Source organism: Stenotrophomonas sp. YJH_SMC_106-19 (assembly GCF_059368375.1).
Genome location: NZ_JCAFRQ010000006.1, coordinates 78497 through 93715, shown reverse-complemented (window position 1 = coordinate 93715; position 15219 = coordinate 78497). Strand labels below are relative to the sequence as shown.

15 protein-coding genes and 1 riboswitch are annotated in these 15219 nt (G+C 68.7%); of the genes, 6 read left to right on the top strand and 9 right to left on the bottom strand.

All coding sequences use genetic code 11. The features are described from left to right. Positions 1–11: 11 nt before the first annotated feature. A complete protein-coding gene (locus AC5P5M_RS16030) occupies positions 12–923 on the bottom strand; it encodes an MBL fold metallo-hydrolase (protein ID WP_495206142.1) in 912 nt (303 codons plus the stop codon). A 47-nt stretch (positions 924–970) separates the two neighbouring features. Next, positions 971–1609: an NAD(P)-dependent oxidoreductase gene (locus tag AC5P5M_RS16025; RefSeq protein WP_065175377.1), complete on the bottom strand. Its 639-nt coding sequence runs from the start codon at positions 1607–1609 to the stop codon at positions 971–973. Between the two features lie 109 nt (positions 1610–1718). Between AC5P5M_RS16025 and AC5P5M_RS16020 the strand changes: the two genes are divergently transcribed. Both AC5P5M_RS16020 and gph read left to right on the top strand, forming a co-directional pair. Further along, complete coding sequence (locus tag AC5P5M_RS16020) at positions 1719–2648, top strand: LysR family transcriptional regulator (protein WP_495206141.1); 930 nt, start codon at positions 1719–1721, stop codon at positions 2646–2648. 62 nt (positions 2649–2710) lie between these two features. Further along, complete coding sequence (gene gph, locus AC5P5M_RS16015) at positions 2711–3379, top strand: phosphoglycolate phosphatase (protein WP_065175375.1); 669 nt, start codon at positions 2711–2713, stop codon at positions 3377–3379. Positions 3380–3406: 27 nt separating this feature from the next. On the opposite strand, the gene btuB is transcribed toward gph, so the two are convergent. Continuing rightward, a complete protein-coding gene (gene btuB / locus AC5P5M_RS16010) occupies positions 3407–5248 on the bottom strand; it encodes a TonB-dependent vitamin B12 receptor (protein WP_065175374.1) in 1842 nt (613 codons plus the stop codon). 116 nt (positions 5249–5364) lie between these two features. Next, positions 5365–5586: riboswitch (cobalamin riboswitch) on the bottom strand. Positions 5587–5738: 152 nt separating this feature from the next. Here btuB and AC5P5M_RS16005 point away from each other — a divergent pair. After that, positions 5739–6317, top strand: coding sequence for a histidine phosphatase family protein (locus tag AC5P5M_RS16005; protein WP_065175373.1), 579 nt, complete (start codon positions 5739–5741; stop codon positions 6315–6317). Positions 6318–6332: 15 nt separating this feature from the next. Here AC5P5M_RS16005 and AC5P5M_RS16000 read toward each other — a convergent pair whose 3' ends face one another. Together AC5P5M_RS16000 and AC5P5M_RS15995 are read right to left on the bottom strand one after the other, a co-directional pair. After that, the gene (locus AC5P5M_RS16000) at positions 6333–6695 is read right to left on the bottom strand and encodes a TfoX/Sxy family protein (protein WP_253119835.1); all 363 of its coding nucleotides are present in this window, start codon (positions 6693–6695) and stop codon (positions 6333–6335) included. Then, positions 6692–7174 carry a GAF domain-containing protein gene (locus AC5P5M_RS15995; protein WP_053518280.1) on the bottom strand — a complete coding sequence of 161 codons (483 nt, stop codon included), beginning with the start codon at positions 7172–7174 and terminating at the stop codon, positions 6692–6694. The genes AC5P5M_RS16000 and AC5P5M_RS15995 overlap by 4 nt, the downstream gene beginning before the upstream one ends. Positions 7175–7241: 67 nt before the next feature. Between AC5P5M_RS15995 and bioD the strand changes: the two genes are divergently transcribed. After that, on the top strand, positions 7242–7928 hold the full coding sequence (gene bioD, locus AC5P5M_RS15990) for a dethiobiotin synthase (protein ID WP_414487735.1): 687 nt from the start codon (positions 7242–7244) through the stop codon (positions 7926–7928). 34 nt (positions 7929–7962) lie between these two features. Here the strand turns inward: bioD and AC5P5M_RS15985 are convergent, their stop codons facing one another. From AC5P5M_RS15985 to msrB, 4 genes are all read right to left on the bottom strand, one after another. Continuing rightward, positions 7963–9405: an aminotransferase-like domain-containing protein gene (locus tag AC5P5M_RS15985; RefSeq protein WP_164150978.1), complete on the bottom strand. Its 1443-nt coding sequence runs from the start codon at positions 9403–9405 to the stop codon at positions 7963–7965. A 153-nt stretch (positions 9406–9558) separates the two neighbouring features. Further along, the gene (gene msrA / locus AC5P5M_RS15980) at positions 9559–10296 is read right to left on the bottom strand and encodes a peptide-methionine (S)-S-oxide reductase MsrA (protein WP_053518286.1); all 738 of its coding nucleotides are present in this window, start codon (positions 10294–10296) and stop codon (positions 9559–9561) included. Between the two features lie 14 nt (positions 10297–10310). Beyond that, positions 10311–12080: a cytochrome c biogenesis protein DipZ gene (locus AC5P5M_RS15975; RefSeq protein ID WP_065175369.1), complete on the bottom strand. Its 1770-nt coding sequence runs from the start codon at positions 12078–12080 to the stop codon at positions 10311–10313. Then, positions 12080–12658 carry a peptide-methionine (R)-S-oxide reductase MsrB gene (gene msrB, locus AC5P5M_RS15970; RefSeq protein ID WP_053518289.1) on the bottom strand — a complete coding sequence of 193 codons (579 nt, stop codon included), beginning with the start codon at positions 12656–12658 and terminating at the stop codon, positions 12080–12082. Before msrB ends, AC5P5M_RS15975 begins: the two co-directional genes overlap by 1 nt. Before the next feature lie 143 nt (positions 12659–12801). Here msrB and AC5P5M_RS15965 point away from each other — a divergent pair, with 143 nt between their 5' ends. Together AC5P5M_RS15965 and AC5P5M_RS15960 are read left to right on the top strand one after the other, a co-directional pair. Next, positions 12802–13521 (top strand): response regulator transcription factor, encoded by a 720-nt coding sequence (locus tag AC5P5M_RS15965; protein WP_495206140.1) that lies wholly within the window; start codon positions 12802–12804, stop codon positions 13519–13521. Beyond that, on the top strand, positions 13518–14993 hold the full coding sequence (locus AC5P5M_RS15960) for a sensor histidine kinase (RefSeq protein ID WP_065175368.1): 1476 nt from the start codon (positions 13518–13520) through the stop codon (positions 14991–14993). Before AC5P5M_RS15965 ends, AC5P5M_RS15960 begins: the two co-directional genes overlap by 4 nt. Positions 14994–15219: the final 226 nt, after the last annotated feature.

The window sequence follows — 15219 nt, the reverse complement described above, 5'->3', positions numbered from 1 at the left end:
GCGGTCCTGCCTCACGGCCACTGCATTTCGCCCTTGGCCACCTTCGCGCTCAGCTGCAGCGATTCCACGCCCTCCAGCCGCGGGTAACGCGCCTGCATCGCCTTCACCAGCGCCTGGCTGTCCTTCGCTTTGGCCGCTTCCGCGTCGAACGCACGGATGTACCCGGCGGTGAAGCGCAGCGCACTGGCGTCCAGCGCCGCCCCTTGCGCGTAATGGCCCGGTACCACCACCTGCGGCTTCAGTGCCTGCAGTCGCTGCAGGGTCTGCAGCCAGTCGGCATGCGACTTCGGGGTCTGCGTGTCGGCCATCCACACATGCTCGCCGGCGACCACGGGGATGCCACCGACGATCGCGCGCAGTGAAGGCACCCACAGCACGCTGCGGTCCGGCGTAGGGCCATCGAGTCCGATCAAGGGCAGGCGCTGCCCTTCCAGCAGCAGCGCGTCGCCCTCCAGCACCTGCGGCACAACGATGCGCGCCGGTGCGTCGGCCCCCATCTTCGGGCCCCAGTAGGCACGCTTGCCGGCGTGGGTCTGCTGGATGTGGGCCACGGTCTGCGCCGTGGCGACGATGCGTGCGTGCGGGAAGGCGGTCTGCAGCGTGGCCAGGCCGAAGTAGTAATCCGGATCGCCATGGCTGATGTAGATCGTGGTCAGCTGCTTGCCGCTGGCACGGACCAGCTCGACCAGCCTGCGCGCGTCGCTGGCCGCGAACTGCGCGTCGATCAGGATCGCATCGTGGCGGCCTTCGATCAGCACCGATGACACGGAGAACATCGCCTGCGGGCCAGGATGGAAGTACTGCAGGTGCAGCTGTGATTTCGCCGCCGTGGCCGGCGCCGGGGCAGCCGGTGCGGCCAGCAGCGGGGCGCTGGCAAAGCTGGTGACCAGTGCAAGCGGAAGCAGCAGGGCAACGGAACGCATGCGGAACTCCTTGTGCAGCGCCGGGCCATGCCCGGCATGTAGGTCGATCAGTACGCCGCAGTGATGATCTGCTTCGGGTAGGCATGCGCCTCGAGTTCCGCCACGAAGGCAGCGCCATAGTCGGCGTAGCTGATGCGGCTGTGGCCGCTGGCGTCGGCGAGGAAGGCCTTGGCCTGCACGCGGTACTGGCCACGCTCTTCGCCCGGTCCGATTTCCGCGGCCGGCGAGAAGAACGTCCAGTCGAGGTCGTCTACCGCCTGCAGGCGCTTGAGTGCTTCGCGGTGGGCCAGGGCATAAGGCTTGTACGCCTCCGGGAAATCCGGCGTATCGACCAGCTGGACACCCGGTGCCACTTCCAGGCTGCCGGCACCGCCGACCACGACCAGGCGCGGCACCCCGGCCTTGCGTGCCGCGGCTGCCAGCTGTCCGGCCACTTCGCCGACGCGGCTGATGTCATCGCCCGGACGTGGCCCGTAGGCGCTGGCCAGCACGTCGTGGCCGGCGATGGCCGCGGCCAGCGCGTCGGGATCATCCAGCGCGGCGATCACCGGATGGGCACCGGCCAGCTCCGCCGGCAGGTCCTGCGTGCTGCGCACGATCAGGGTCAATTCGTGGCCGGCGGCCAGCGCGTGGCGCGCGATCTGGCGGCCGATGTTGCCGGTGGCACCGACGAGGGCGATTTTCATGGCGAACTCCATAAGCAAGGGGAGGGGAAGACGACGGGGCCACTGTAGGACGCTGTAATTGTCCGAAAAACAGCGTATAACGCGCTTGTTTGTTGCATGAATCGAGCAGATGGATCGACTGACCGCCATGACCGTATTCATCGAGGTGGCCGAGCGCGGCAGCCTCACGGCCGCCGCTGAGGTGCTGGACATGTCGCGGGCGATGGTCACCCGTTACCTCGCCGAGGTGGAGGCCTGGCTGGGGGCGCGCCTGCTGCACCGGACCACGCGCCGGGTCAGCCTGACCGGCCCGGGGGAGGCGGCGCTGGCGCGCTTCCGGCAGATGCTGGAGATCGGCGAGGCGCTGCAGGGCGAACTGGCCAGCGACGATCCCGAACCGCATGGCACGCTGCGGGTGACCGCCAGCGTCTCGTTCGGGCAGAGCCATCTGGCGCGCGCCGTCGCCGACTTCGTCAAGCGTCATCCGGCGGCGCGCATCGAACTGCTGCTGGTCGATCGCACGGTGAATCTGGTCGAGGAGCGGGTGGATCTGGCGGTACGCATCGCCCGGCAGATCGACCCCAGCCTGATCGCGCGGCGGCTGGCCACATGCCGCTCGGTGCTGTGCGCCACGCCCGGTTACCTGGAGGTGCGCGGCACGCCGACCGCCCCGGAACATCTGGCCGCACACAACTGCCTGACCCATCACTACGTGGGCAAGAGCCTGTGGCACCTGCACCGCGACGGACGTTCGCAGTCGGTGGCGGTGGGCGGCAACATCAGCGCCAACGAAGCGTCATTGCTGCTCGAAGCCGTTCGCGCCAGCGCCGGCATTGCGATGCTGCCCACCTACCAGGTGGCGCCGTTGCTGCGCAGTGGCGAGCTGGTGGAACTGCTGCCGGTGTATACCCTGGACGAGCTGGGCATTCATGCGGTGTACGCATCGCGTCGCCAGCAGTCGGCGATCATGCGGCGGTTCCTCGACTTCCTGGGCGAGTGTTTCGCCAGCCCGGCCTTCCAGGATCTGGACTGGCGACCGGCGCGTGTGGAACCTGCATGACATCCCGGTGCGATGCGCACACGGCATACAATGAGCGGCCCCACGTCGTACAGGTGCGTTGCGTGTCGTATCCCTATCCGCTGGTCGTATTCGACCTCGATGGCACGCTGGTCGACAGCGCCGCCGATATCGCCGAAGCCCTGAACCGCACGCTGGAGGACATCGGCCTGGCCCGTGTGCCGGAAGCCACCGTGCTGGGCTGGATTGGCGACGGTGTCCGCCGGCTGGTCGAGCAGGCCGTGCATGCCGCAGGGCGGCAGGTCGATCTGGCCGAGGTCATGCCGGTGTTCATGGTGCATTACCGTGAGTGCCTGCTGCGCAGCCCACGCCTGTTCGACGGTGTGGCCGAAGCACTGGCGCAGCTGCGGGGACGTGCTGTGCCGCTGGCCATCTGCACCAACAAGCCTGCAGCGCTGGTGCCGCCGCTGCTGCAGCATCTGGGCATCGGCGATGCGTTCGCGCTGGTGCTGGGCGGCGATTCGCTGCCACAGCGCAAGCCCAGCGGTGAACCACTGCGGCACATCGCGGCACACTTCCGCTTGCCGGTGAATGCATGCCTGATGGTGGGTGATTCGTTGACCGACTACCGCGCGGCGGAAGACGCGGGAATGCCGATCGCGCTGGTGCGCTACGGCTACCCGCGTGGCCTGGACCTGGCCACCGCAGCTGCGGTGGCGGTGATCGACGATCTGCGCGAACTGCCGGGCCTGGCCGCGCGCATCCCGGTATAGCGCCGGGCCTGCGCCCGGCGCGCCTGCTCATTTCGGCTGGTAGCGCACGCTCAGCTGATACTCGCGGCCCGGCTGGTTGAACCACGCCACGGTCTCGTACCTGCGGTCGAACACATTGGTTGCCCGGGCCAGCAGCGACCACGATGGCGTGAGCGCGTACTCGGCGCGCAGATCCAACGTGCCATAGCCGCCGACCTTCACCGTGTTGGCGGCATCGTCATAGCGCTTGCCCGCACCCTGTACGGTCAGGCCGGCACGGAATGCGCCGAAGCGGCGATCCACATCCAGCCGTGCCGTCTGCTGTGCACGGCGCGGCAGCCAGTTGTCGAACTGGCTGCTGCCGTTCGTGCGGTTGCGCGGGTCGGTGTAGCTCAGCTGTGCAGCGATGTCGAAGCCGGCCAGCACGACGCCGCCGGTCAGTTCGGCACCGCGGATGCGCGCCTTCTCCACCTGCTGCATCCTGAAGGTGGCTGCATCGTAGGTGATCAGGTCATCGATGCGGGTCTCGTACACATCCAGGCCCCAGCGCCAGCCCTGGCCCTGCTGCGAAATGCCCAGGTTGGCGCTCTTCGACTTCTCAGGATCCAGTGTCGGCACGCCGCTCCACGGGTCATACAGGTCGCTGAAGGTGGGTGCCTTGAAGGCCGTGCCGTAGCTGGCGTTGATGCGCAGGCCGTGATCCAGCTCCATCGCCCAGCCGATGCTGCCGGTGGCATGGTTGCCGAACTGCTGGTTGTCGTCGTTGCGCGCGCTGGCCTGCAACTGGTGTCGGCCGAAGCGCCCCTGGTACTGCACGAACACACCGGTGTTGCGACGGCTGTCGACACGATAGCCGGCACTGCTGCCGTCCAGGTTGTCCTCACTCCAGTCCACACCGGCACTCAGCAGCTGGCCTTCGGCCACGCCGAAGTCGCCCTGCAGCGACGCGCTGTCACGATGCGTCTGCGCGCTGCCATGCACGTCGTCCGCGCCGACGTTGTCCGATTCGTTGTCACTGCGACCGACGTTGGCGGTCAGCACCAGCCGTTCGGCCGGCGTGTAGCGGACCTTGCCGGACAGTACCTGCTGGCGCGTCTCGGAGTAGTTGTAGTAGCCGTCGTAGTGGTTCTGGCCGTCGGCGCGCAGCGCGCTGCCCTCCACCGTCCACTGCTCGTTGAAGTTGTAGCCGCCGCGCAGGCTCTTGGAGAGGTTGCGGTAGCCGTCGCGGTCGGGTTCGTCGGCGAAGCAGCCGGTGAACAGCGTGGCCGAGCCCCGGCAGGCATCGATGCCATCGGAATGCTGGTAGGCGATGTCGGCGCCGAACCAGCCGCGTTCGCTGCTGCCACCGATGCCGCCGCTGGCCTCACGCAGGCCATTGCTGCCACCGCCCAGCTGCAGATGTGGCGCGAAGTCGCCCTGGTTGCGGCGGGTGAAGATCTGGATCACACCGCCGATGGCGTCGGCGCCATACAGGCTGGACTGCGGGCCGCGCACGATCTCCACGCGTTCGATCTGCGCCAGCGGCAGGTCCTGGATCATCGCCAGGCCGAGATCGGCGCTGTTGATGCGCATGCCGTCGACCAGCACCACCGTGTGGCCGGAGTTGGTGCCGCGCAGGAACAGCGAGCTCTGCTTGCCCAGGCCGCCGGCGTTGGTGAGGTTGATGCCGGCGCGGCCACGCAGCAGGTCCTGCAGCGAAGTGGCCTGGCTGGACTCGATCTGCGTCCGGTCGATCACCTGCGCAGGCGCGATGCTGTCCTGCAGGGCGATGGGGGTGCGGGTGGCCGTGACCAGGATGGGATCGAGCGCGCGGGCGCCATCATCGGCCTGGGCCAACGCGGGCAGGGCGGCCAATACGGCCAGGGAAAGCAATCGGGACTGCAGCTTCATCGGGGGACTCCAGGTGCCACGCACGCCCGCGTGGCGAAGGGGAGGAGCCGCGGAGGCAGGCAAGCGCCGATGCCGCAGGCAGTGCTGCGGACATCCAGCGCCATGCCCACCGCATCGCGACCTGAGGCTTCCGGGCCGGTCTCCGGGCTTGCCGCCAGGCGGCGCGAGGCCACCGTCCAGGCGCCTTCCCATGCTGTTGGCACAGTGGCGGTGTTGCCTGGAACTGACGTGCTTACCGTTGCGGGGGCAGCGCCGGCATGGCGTGGGTTCACGCGTCACCGGCTTCCCGTTTCAACCTGCCGGCCATGCCGCAGGTCACCTGGAAGTGCGCGCAGTCTACGGCATCGGCATGCCCGGTGCGGCGTATATGCGGCAATGTCTGTGGAGCTGATGATCCCCAGCCACTAGAATTGCTGCTTGATCCCGTGGTGCCGTTGCCGATGTCCGCCCGTTTTCCGCTGTCCCCGCGTTGCCTGCACAGGACGCATGCATGATCCTCGACCTGGTCCGCCACGCTGGCAACGGTCGCGACGAGTACCTCGATGGCCGCAGCGATCCACCGCAGCTGGCCCGCCTGCCACAGGAACTGGTGGAGGCCTATGCCACGCAGCCCTGGGAGCGGGTGATCAGCTCGCCCCGCCTGCGGTCACTGCACACAGCGATGGCGCTGGCCACCCCGCGCGGGCTGGACGTGGATGCGGACGAGGAGTGGGAAGAACTCGACTTCGGCGACTGGGACGGGCAGGCACTGTTCGACCTGCCGGAGCAGGCGCTGGCGGCATTCCATGCTGATCCGCATGCGTATCCGCCGCCAAACGGCGAAAGCTGGGGGCACTTCGAGCGGCGCATCGCGCGTGCGCTCGACCGCCTGCTCGACGATGACGACCCGCTGCCGACCGTCGTGGTCAGCCACGGTGGCCCGCTGCGCATGGTGCTGTCACAGGTCTGCGGCCTGCCGATGTCGCTGTGCTGGGCGCTGCGCATCGACCACGGTACGCGCCTGCGGGTCAGGCTGGAGCGTGGCGAGGCAGGCCTGGTGGGCGAGCTGCTGGAGTTGCAGCAGCCCTGATCCGGCCGGCGCCGATCAGTCCTCGTCGGCGCTTCCGGCCACGTCTTCTTCTGCGTCGTCGTCTGCGTCGAATCGCTGCTCGTGCACCGGCCCCGAGGCCGGGCCGGCCGCCTTCAGCGGGTGCGCGGCGATGCGCGCTTCGTAGTCCTGCACCAGCGCCTCGCGCTGCGGCTCGCCCAGTTCCTGCCAATGGCAGTCCAGCAGGGCCCCTTCCAGCGAGTAGAGCAGGTTCAGGCTGGGCTTGAAGCCGGCGCGCTTGACCTTGACGAAGGCACCCACCGCGCCGACGGCGGCCAGATCGTCACGGCTGCGCAGACCGACCTGGCGCAGCCACGCCGCACTTTTCGGACCGATGTTGCGCAGCTTCGGCGCACTCATCCCAGCGCCTCGACGAAGACGCGCGCGATGGCTTCCAGTCCGGCCTGGTCATCGGCATCGAAGCGACCGGTCTTCGGGCTGTCGATGTCGAAGACTCCGATCAGTTCATCGCCGCGCAGCAGCGGAACGACCAGTTCCGAGCGGGAGGCCGAGTCGCAGGCGATGTGGCCCGGAAAGGCATCGACATCGTCGACGCGCTGGGTCACGCGCTGGCGGGCCGCGGCACCACACACGCCCTTGTCCAGCGGAATGCGCACGCAGGCCGGCAGCCCCTGGAACGGGCCGACCACCAGCTCCTGGCCATCGTAGAGATAGAAGCCCACCCAGTTCAGGTCGGGCAGGGCGTGGAAGACCAGCGCCGAGAGATTGGCCGCGTTGGCGATGCGGTCGGACTCTCCATGGACCAGGCCACGGGCCTGTTCAAGCAGCTGGGCGTATTGTTCCGGCTTGCTGCCGGTAAGCGAGGCATTGGCGAACATGACCGCAGTCTAGCAAGCGTGCCGGGCCAGCGATAATGCACGCTCTGTTGCCCCGCTGGAGCCTTTGATGCCGTTGCCCGCTGCCCTGCCATCCGCGCTGTTCGTCACCGGCACCGATACCGAGATCGGCAAGACGGCGGCCAGCACCGCGCTGCTGCACGCCCTGCGCCGGCGTGGCCTGCGAGCGGTCGGAATGAAGCCTGTGGCCAGTGGCAGCCAGGATCTGGGGCAGGGCCTGCGCAACGAGGATGCGCTGGCGCTGCAGGCGGCCAGTCGGCCGGTGCCGGACTACGTCGACGTGAATCCCTATGCCCTGCGGCAGCCGATCGCTCCCGAACTGGCGGCGGCCGAGGACGGGGTGGACATCGCCCTGGCACCGATCGTCGCCGCGTTCGAGCGCCTGCGTGCCACCGCCGACGTGGTGGTGGTGGAAGGCGTAGGGGGATGGCTGGCGCCGGTCTCCGTCCACCTGGACCAGCTCGACATCGTGCGTGCACTGCACCTGCCGGTCGTGCTGGTGGTCGGCCTGCGGCTGGGCTGCGTCAACCACGCGAGATTGACCGCGCACTCCTTGCAGGCCAGCGGCGTGGAGTGCCTGGGCTGGATCGGCAATCACATCGATCCGGCCATGCAGCGCCAGGACGAGAACGTGGCCACGCTGGTGCAGCGGTTGCCGATGCCATGCTGGGGACGGCTGCCGCACCTGCCGGGCGCCGATGCTCAGGCCCTGGCGATGCACCTGCATGAGGGCTGAGTTCCCGTAGAGCGGAGCCTGCGACCCGCTGCGATCAACCGGCCGCGAGCTCTCGCGCGAGGGCGCCCAGGCGCTCCACGGCAGCGATGAAACGTGCGTCGAAGGTCTGGCAGCACGACAGCCGCAGGCAGTGCCGGTAGCGCGGACCGCGCGAATACACCTGGCCGGGCATGAACACGATGCCCTCTTCCAGCGCCCGCTCGAACAGTGCGCGGGTGTCCACGCCCGGCAGTTCCAGCCACAGCAGGAAGCCACCCTGTGGTTCCGTGGCGCGCGTGCCAGGCGGGAAATGCTCGGCCACGAGCTGGCGCAGCCGTCCCACCTGCTCGCGATACAGGCGCCGCATGCGGTGCAGGTGATGTTCGTATCCGCTCCCTTCCAGGTACGCGGCCACGGCATCACCCAGCAGCTGCGGCTCGCCGCCCGTGGACTGGAACTTCAGCAGGGCGATGCGTTCAGCGAAGCGCCCGCCGTCGAGCCAGCCGATGCGATAGTCCGGGGCCAGCGTCTTCGAGAAACCGCCGACCACCATCACCCAGCCGTCGCGGTCAAAGGCCTTCAGCAGCGGCGCAGGTGGCTCGCAGAACTGCAGTTCCGCGTACACGGCATCCTCGATCAGCGGCAGCTGCCGCGCGTTGACCAGCTCGGCCAGACGCTGCTTGGCCGCCACCGGCATGGTGCAGCCCAATGGATTGTGCACGGTCGGCATCAGCACCAGCGCGGCCAGCGGTGTGTGCTCCAGCATCGCCTCCAACGCATCGACGTCCAGGCCCTGTTGCGGATGCGTCGGCAGTTCGATGGCCTGCAGGCCCAGGTTGGCCAGCAGCGGATACAGGTTGAAGTACGACGGTGCTTCGATACCCACTGAATCGCCGGGCTGGGTCACCGCACGCAGTGCCAGCTGCAGCGCCTCCATCGCACCGTGGGTCAGCAGCAGGCGATCGCTGTGCGTGTGCAGGCCCATGCGCGGGCCGCGCCGCACGATCTGCGCCAGCAGCCGCGGCGAGCCATTGGGGCGTGCGTAGGTTTCGACCGTCTGCTGGCCGTGGCGCAATACCTGGGCGGTGTGCCGGGCCAGCTGGGCGCCAGGATAGAACTGGCGCCCGCGTGGCCCGGCGAAGGCGAGGTCGATCACCCCGGAACGGCGTTGCGCCTCCAGCACGCGTGCCATCAGCACCTGCTGCAACGGCGCGGTGGGGGCCGACGGCGCATCGCGCAGCGACCGTTGCGGCACTGACAGTCGCGGCGCCACTTCGAAACCTGCCTTTGGCCGCGGAACCACCAGGCCGGCGTCTTCCAGCTGGCGGTAGGCGGCGATCACCGTATTGAGGCTGAGCTGACGCTGTGCTGCCATCTGCCGCAGCGATGGCAGGCGGCTGCCGACCGGCAGGCGCCCTCCCTGGATGGCCTCGGCCAGCTCATCGGACAGCCGCTGGTAGCGAGGAGCGGACGCGCTGCTGCGTTGATCTGTATCCATCGGTTCCGGCCGCATCTGGTGCTGTACCCATGAGGATTCCGAGCCTAGCATGTCCTCGTCGGCAGGGCCTGATCGGTGCCCGCCGATATTTCAAGGGCGCGCGGCTGGATGGCCGCGCGCCCCTTTTTTTGCATGGGCTGGCGCACCATGCAGTCAACGCATCGGCACCAGCACCGGATCCCGGCGATACAGGGCAGGGAATTGCCTGCCCAGTGCCGCCAGCTTCGGAGCGTCGTAGTAGCGGATGTAGGCCGCCTGCGGATAGTTGCTCATGTAGTTCTGGTGGTAGCTCTCGGCCGGATAGAAGCGCTGGCCGCTCCCCACCTGGGTGACGATGGGCGCGCGATAGCTTCCGGCCTGGCCCAGCTGGGTGATGTAGGCACGGCTGGCCGCCTGCTGGCGGGGATCATCGACGAAGATCGCCGAGCGGTACTGGCTGCCATGGTCCGGGCCTTGCCGGTCGAGCTGGGTCGGGTCATGCACCACCGAGAAGAACACCTGCATCAGCTGGCCGTAGCTCACCTGGCGCGGGTCGTAGTCGACCTTCACCGCCTCGGCGTGGCCGGTGCGTCCGCTGCTGACACGCTCATAGCGCGCATCCGCCGCGCTGCCGCCGACGTAGCCCGAGACTGCGTTGCTCACGCCCTTGACGTGCTGGAACACGCCCTGCACGCCCCAGAAGCAGCCGCCGGCAAACACTACGCTGGCGTGCGTGCCGTCATCGCGGAATGCGGCTTCACCGGTGGGCGCAGGCAACACCTGCACCTGTGCGCTGCGCTCGAGCGGCGCGGCGATGGCACCGTGATCAACCAGCAGTACCCCGGCAATCAATGCGGTAGCGACCAGCCCGGCAATGCCGGCGGCGATCCCCTGTTCGAACGAAATCTTCATCGTGTCCTCCCGGATCAACCGAAGGTGAAGGCGTAGGCCTGGGCGCCGGCATCGAGGAATTCGATCTCGAAGCGGTGTGGCGCGACGGCGCCGCGCTGGCGCACCAGCTGGTACAGACGGTGTTCGTCGATCACGCCGCTGCCATCGCTGCCAACGTCGCTGCCGGCGTCGGCCGCGGGCAACGGCCGACCATCCAGCCAGACGCGGAAGCGCACCGGCGTGCCGTCCTGGCGTGGCGCGAGCACCAGATGCAGATCGCGGGCATGGAACTGGAAGGCGATGCGTCCTCCGGGCTGCTGCAGCCGTGCCGCCTCGTCGTCGATGATCCAGCGGCCGGACAGGCCCCACTGGTTCAGCGCCAGCGCGGGTGGCAGCGCGTAGTCGAATGCCGTGTCCGCACGTTGCCCGCCTGGCGAGGCGAACTGCTCGGCGCGCGCATGCCCCAGGTAGGTCTCCGGCGAGCGCAGGTTGCCCATGTCCGCCTGCGCGGCCACGCCCTTCAGGTCCGCTGCGGCCGGATCGGCCGGCGGTGGCAGCCGGGTCTGGCCGGCTTCGGCCAGCAGGCGGCGGATCACCTGCTCCGAACGCGCATAGTTGCCCTCGCCGAACTGATGGCCGCGGATGTTGCCCTGCGCATCGACGAAGTAGTGCGCGGGCCAGTAGCGGTTGTTGAACGCACGCCAGATCGCGTACTGGTTGTCCAGCGCGACGGGATAGTCGACCTTCAACTGCTGCACGGCCTTCATGACGTTGCGCGGGTCGCGTTCGAAGGCGAACTCGGGGGTGTGCACGCCGATCACCACCAGGCCGTGATCGCGGTAGCGCCGCTGCCACTCGTGCACGAACGGCATCGCACGCAGGCAGTTGATGCAGGAATAGGTCCAGAAGTCGATCAGAACCACCTTGCCGCGCAGCTGGGTGGCGTCCAGCGGTGGGCTGTTGAGCCAGCCGGTGGCGCCGTCCAGGGCGGGCAGCGTGCCTTCCACCGGCAGCGGTGCCTCGCTGCCTGCAGTGGCCGGGCCCATCATCATCATCGGCGGAGCAGAAGGCTGCGCGCCGGGTACCGCATCGAGCAGGCCCTGCTCGATACGCGCGGTGCTGACGGTGGACAGCCGGGTCAGCAGGCCGGTGTCCCAGCCCAGGGCAATGGCCACGACCGCCAGCAGCGCAGCGACGCCGAGCACGCGGCGGAGCAGATTGCCCAGCCCCAGCCGTGCCTGCAGGGCGCGGAACACCCGGCCGCCGATCCAGACCGCCAATGCCAGCGCGGTGACCGCACCCAGCGCGTAGGCAAGCAGCAGCGTACTGGTGCTGGCGCTGGCGCCATGCAGCGCAGCCCCGGTCAGTACCAGGCCAAGGATCGGGCCCGCGCACGGGGCCCACAGCAGGCCGGTGGCGATGCCGATCAGCAGCGACGTCCAGGCACCGCCGCGCCCGGCGGCATCGGCAGCGTCCGCGCGTGCGCTCAACCGCGCGCCGACACGCTGCAACGGCGCCAGCAGATGGTCTGCCAGTGCGGGCCACAGCAACGCCACCGCGAACAGCGCCATCAGCAGCAGGGCGATCCAGCGACCGATCTGGTTGGCCTGCGCCACCCACTGGCTGCCGACCGCCGCCAGGCTGGCGACGAGGGTGAAGGTCAGCGCCATGCCCAGCAGCAGCGGCAGGGTGCTGCGCAGGAACGGGCGGTCAGCACGCGCGAATACGAACGGCAGCACCGGCAGGATGCAGGGGCTGAGCAGGGTCAGCACACCGCCAAGATAGGCAAGCAGCAACAGCAGCATCATCGGGCTCCAGAAGCAGGGGACGATCCCACCGGCACGCGCCAGCCCGCATCGCTGTCATGCGCGGCAGGTCCGGGCTGGAAGGCCAGCGCCGCGCCGTTCATGCAGTAGCGCAGGCCGGTAGGGCGTGGGCCGTCGTTGAAGACATGGCCCAGATGGCCGCCGCAGCGGCGGCAATGCACTTCCACCCGCAGCATGCCAAAGGTGACGTCGCGGTCCTCACCGATAGCGTTGTGCAACGGTGCCCAGAAGCTGGGCCAGCCAGTACCGCTCTCGAACTTGGTGGACGAAGAGAACAGCGGCAGCGCACAGCCGGCGCAGGTGAACGTGCCTTGCCGGTGTTCCTTGTTGAGCGGGCTGCTCCAAGGGCGTTCGGTCGCCTGCTGGCGCAGCACTGCGTACTGGGCCGGGGTCAGCCGCTGGCGCCAGTCAGCATCACTGCGCATGATCTCGAACTGTCGCGCAGGGCGCGTTTCTGCTGCCGCTGGCGCGGCGCGGCTGCAGGCCCCGAGACCGAGCAGGCCGGCGGTGGTGGCGATACCGCCCAGACCCAGCAGATGGCGGCGGGTGAGGGGCATGGCGGACTCCGGGAAGGGGCGACGGGGCCATGCTGCGCCTGCTCCGGTCAACGAATCCTCACGCAGGATTCAATTTTTCGTGAGGTATCGGCGGCGATCCCGCGCCACAATGCGCTCAGCCTCCCCCCTGGCCCGAGCTGCCGATGTCCCCGAAACGTGTCCTGATCGTTGAAGACGATGCCCACATCGCCGACCTGCTGCGCATGCACCTGGGCGATGAGGGGTATGAGGTCGCCCACGCCGACAGCGGTGATGGCGGGCTGCGCCTGCTCGAACAGGAAGGCCCGTGGGACGCGCTGGTGCTGGACGTGATGCTGCCCGGTGTCGATGGCCTGCAGGTCTGTCAGCGCGCACGGGCGATGGTGCGCTATGTCCCGATCATCATCATCAGTGCACGCGGCAGCGAAACCCAGCGTATCGTCGGCCTGGAACTCGGCGCCGACGATTATCTGGCCAAGCCATTCTCCATGCCGGAGCTGGTGGCGCGCGTGCGTGCCCTGCTGCGTCGCGCCGAGGCCATGGCGCAGAACGCGCGCATCGATGCCGGTGCCATCGAGCTGGGAGGACTGCAGCTGGATCCGGTCGCGCGTACTGCCGACGTGGATGGCAAGCCGCTGGAACTCACGCCGCGCGAGTTCGACCTGCTGCTGTTCTTCGCACGCCATCCCGGCCAGGTGTTCGCGCGGATGGAACTGCTCAACCAGGTCTGGGGCTACCAGCACGATGGCTATGAGCACACGGTCAATACTCACATCAACCGCCTGCGCAGCAAGATCGAAACCGATCCGGCCAACCCGCGGCGGTTGCTGACGGTCTGGGGCCGGGGCTACAAGCTGGTGGACCCGGCCGGGGCGGCGGCATGATCCGGCCGAACCTGTGGCAGAAGCTGGCGGCGGTGATCGCGGCGCTGATGCTGATGTGCTGCATGGCGCTGCTGGCGCTGCAGATGCGCTCGAACACACGGCACGAGCAGGAAGTCGTGCAGCGGCTGTCGCTGGGGCTGGCCGAGCACATCGCGCAGCGCAGTGAGCTGATGGATACCAGCGGCATGCGCGATGCGGCGGTGCGTGCGCTGTTCGGGCAACTGATGGCGGTCAACCCCAGCGTCGAGGTGTACCTGCTGGACGACCAGGGTCGCATTCTCGGCCACGACGCACCCAGCGGGCACCTGATGCGCAACCGCGTGGACGTGGCACCGCTGCGCCGTCTGCTGGCGGGCGCGCCGCTGCCCATCCTGGGCGACGATCCGCGCAGTAGCGAGGGTCGCAAGGTGTTCAGCGTGGCGCCGCTGGTGGTGCAGGGGCGGCAGGCCGGCTACGTCTACGTGGTGCTGGTGGGCGAGCACCGGCAGATGCTCGCCGACGACCTCGCCGCCAGCAACCAGTGGAACACGACCTTGTGGTCGGTGATGCTGGTGGGCAGCCTGGGCCTGCTGGCCGGGCTGGTGGCGTTCTACTGGGTGACCCGGCCGCTGCGTCGCCTGACACGTCGCATCCAGGCATTCGACATCGATGCGCCGACGCCGCTGCCGCCGCCCGGCCCGCTGCGGCCGGGCGAGCGCGATGAACTGGTCATCCTCGAACATGCGCATGCGCAGATGGCGCAGCGGTTGGGGGAGCAGTGGCAGCAGCTGCGCCAGCAGGACCTGCAGCGGCGCGAGCTGGTGGCCAACATTTCGCACGATCTGCGCACGCCGCTGTCTTCACTGCATGGCTACCTTGAGACGATGGCGTTGAAGGACGCGACGCTGTCGCCGGAGGAGCGCCGGCGCTATCTGGGTATTGCCCTGGCGCAGAGTGCGAAGGTCGGGCGATTGGCGCGCGCGCTGTTCGAGCTGGCACGCCTGGAACACGGCGAGGTGCGGCTGGAGTGGGAGGTGTTCGCGCTGCCCGAGCTGCTGCAGGACGTGCTGCAGAAGTTCGAGCTGGCGGCGCAGGCGCGCGGCCAGCAGTTGCACGCGGATTTCCCGCAGGGGTTGCCGCTGGTACGTGCGGACCTGGGTCTGGTGGAGCGGGTGCTGACCAACCTGCTCGACAACGCCCTGCGCCATGCGCCGGAGGGAGGGCGGATCGAGGTGCGGCTGCGCGCGGTGGCTGACAGCGTGGAGGTGATCGTCTCTGATGACGGTCCCGGCGTTGCTGCTGCGGTGCGTGCGCAGCTGTTCCAGGCGCCTGCTGCGTTGGGGGCGCGACGGGGCGAGAACGGTGGCCTGGGGCTGCTGATCGTGCAACGTATCGTGCAGCTGCATGGCCGCAGCATCGCGCTGCGCGACAGTGAGGCAGGGGCGACGTTCGTGTTCGAGCTGCCGCGGGCGGAGTCGGCGGCGGTGGCCTAGGCGCAGCTGGTTTCCGGGTGGCGGTGTTTGCCCCTTCGCGCAGGTATGTGCGTTTTTCCGTGTGGCGCCGGGCGGATGCCCTTGCGTGCGAATGTCCCCCGGCGCCGGCCGGTGGCCGTCACCTCCTCCTTTACTTCGCACGCAAGGGCATCCGCCCGGCGTGCAGGGGTTATTGGCACGCAGCGGTGTGCGGACGACGGCACCGTGCCTGGTGGGCAGGTGGGAC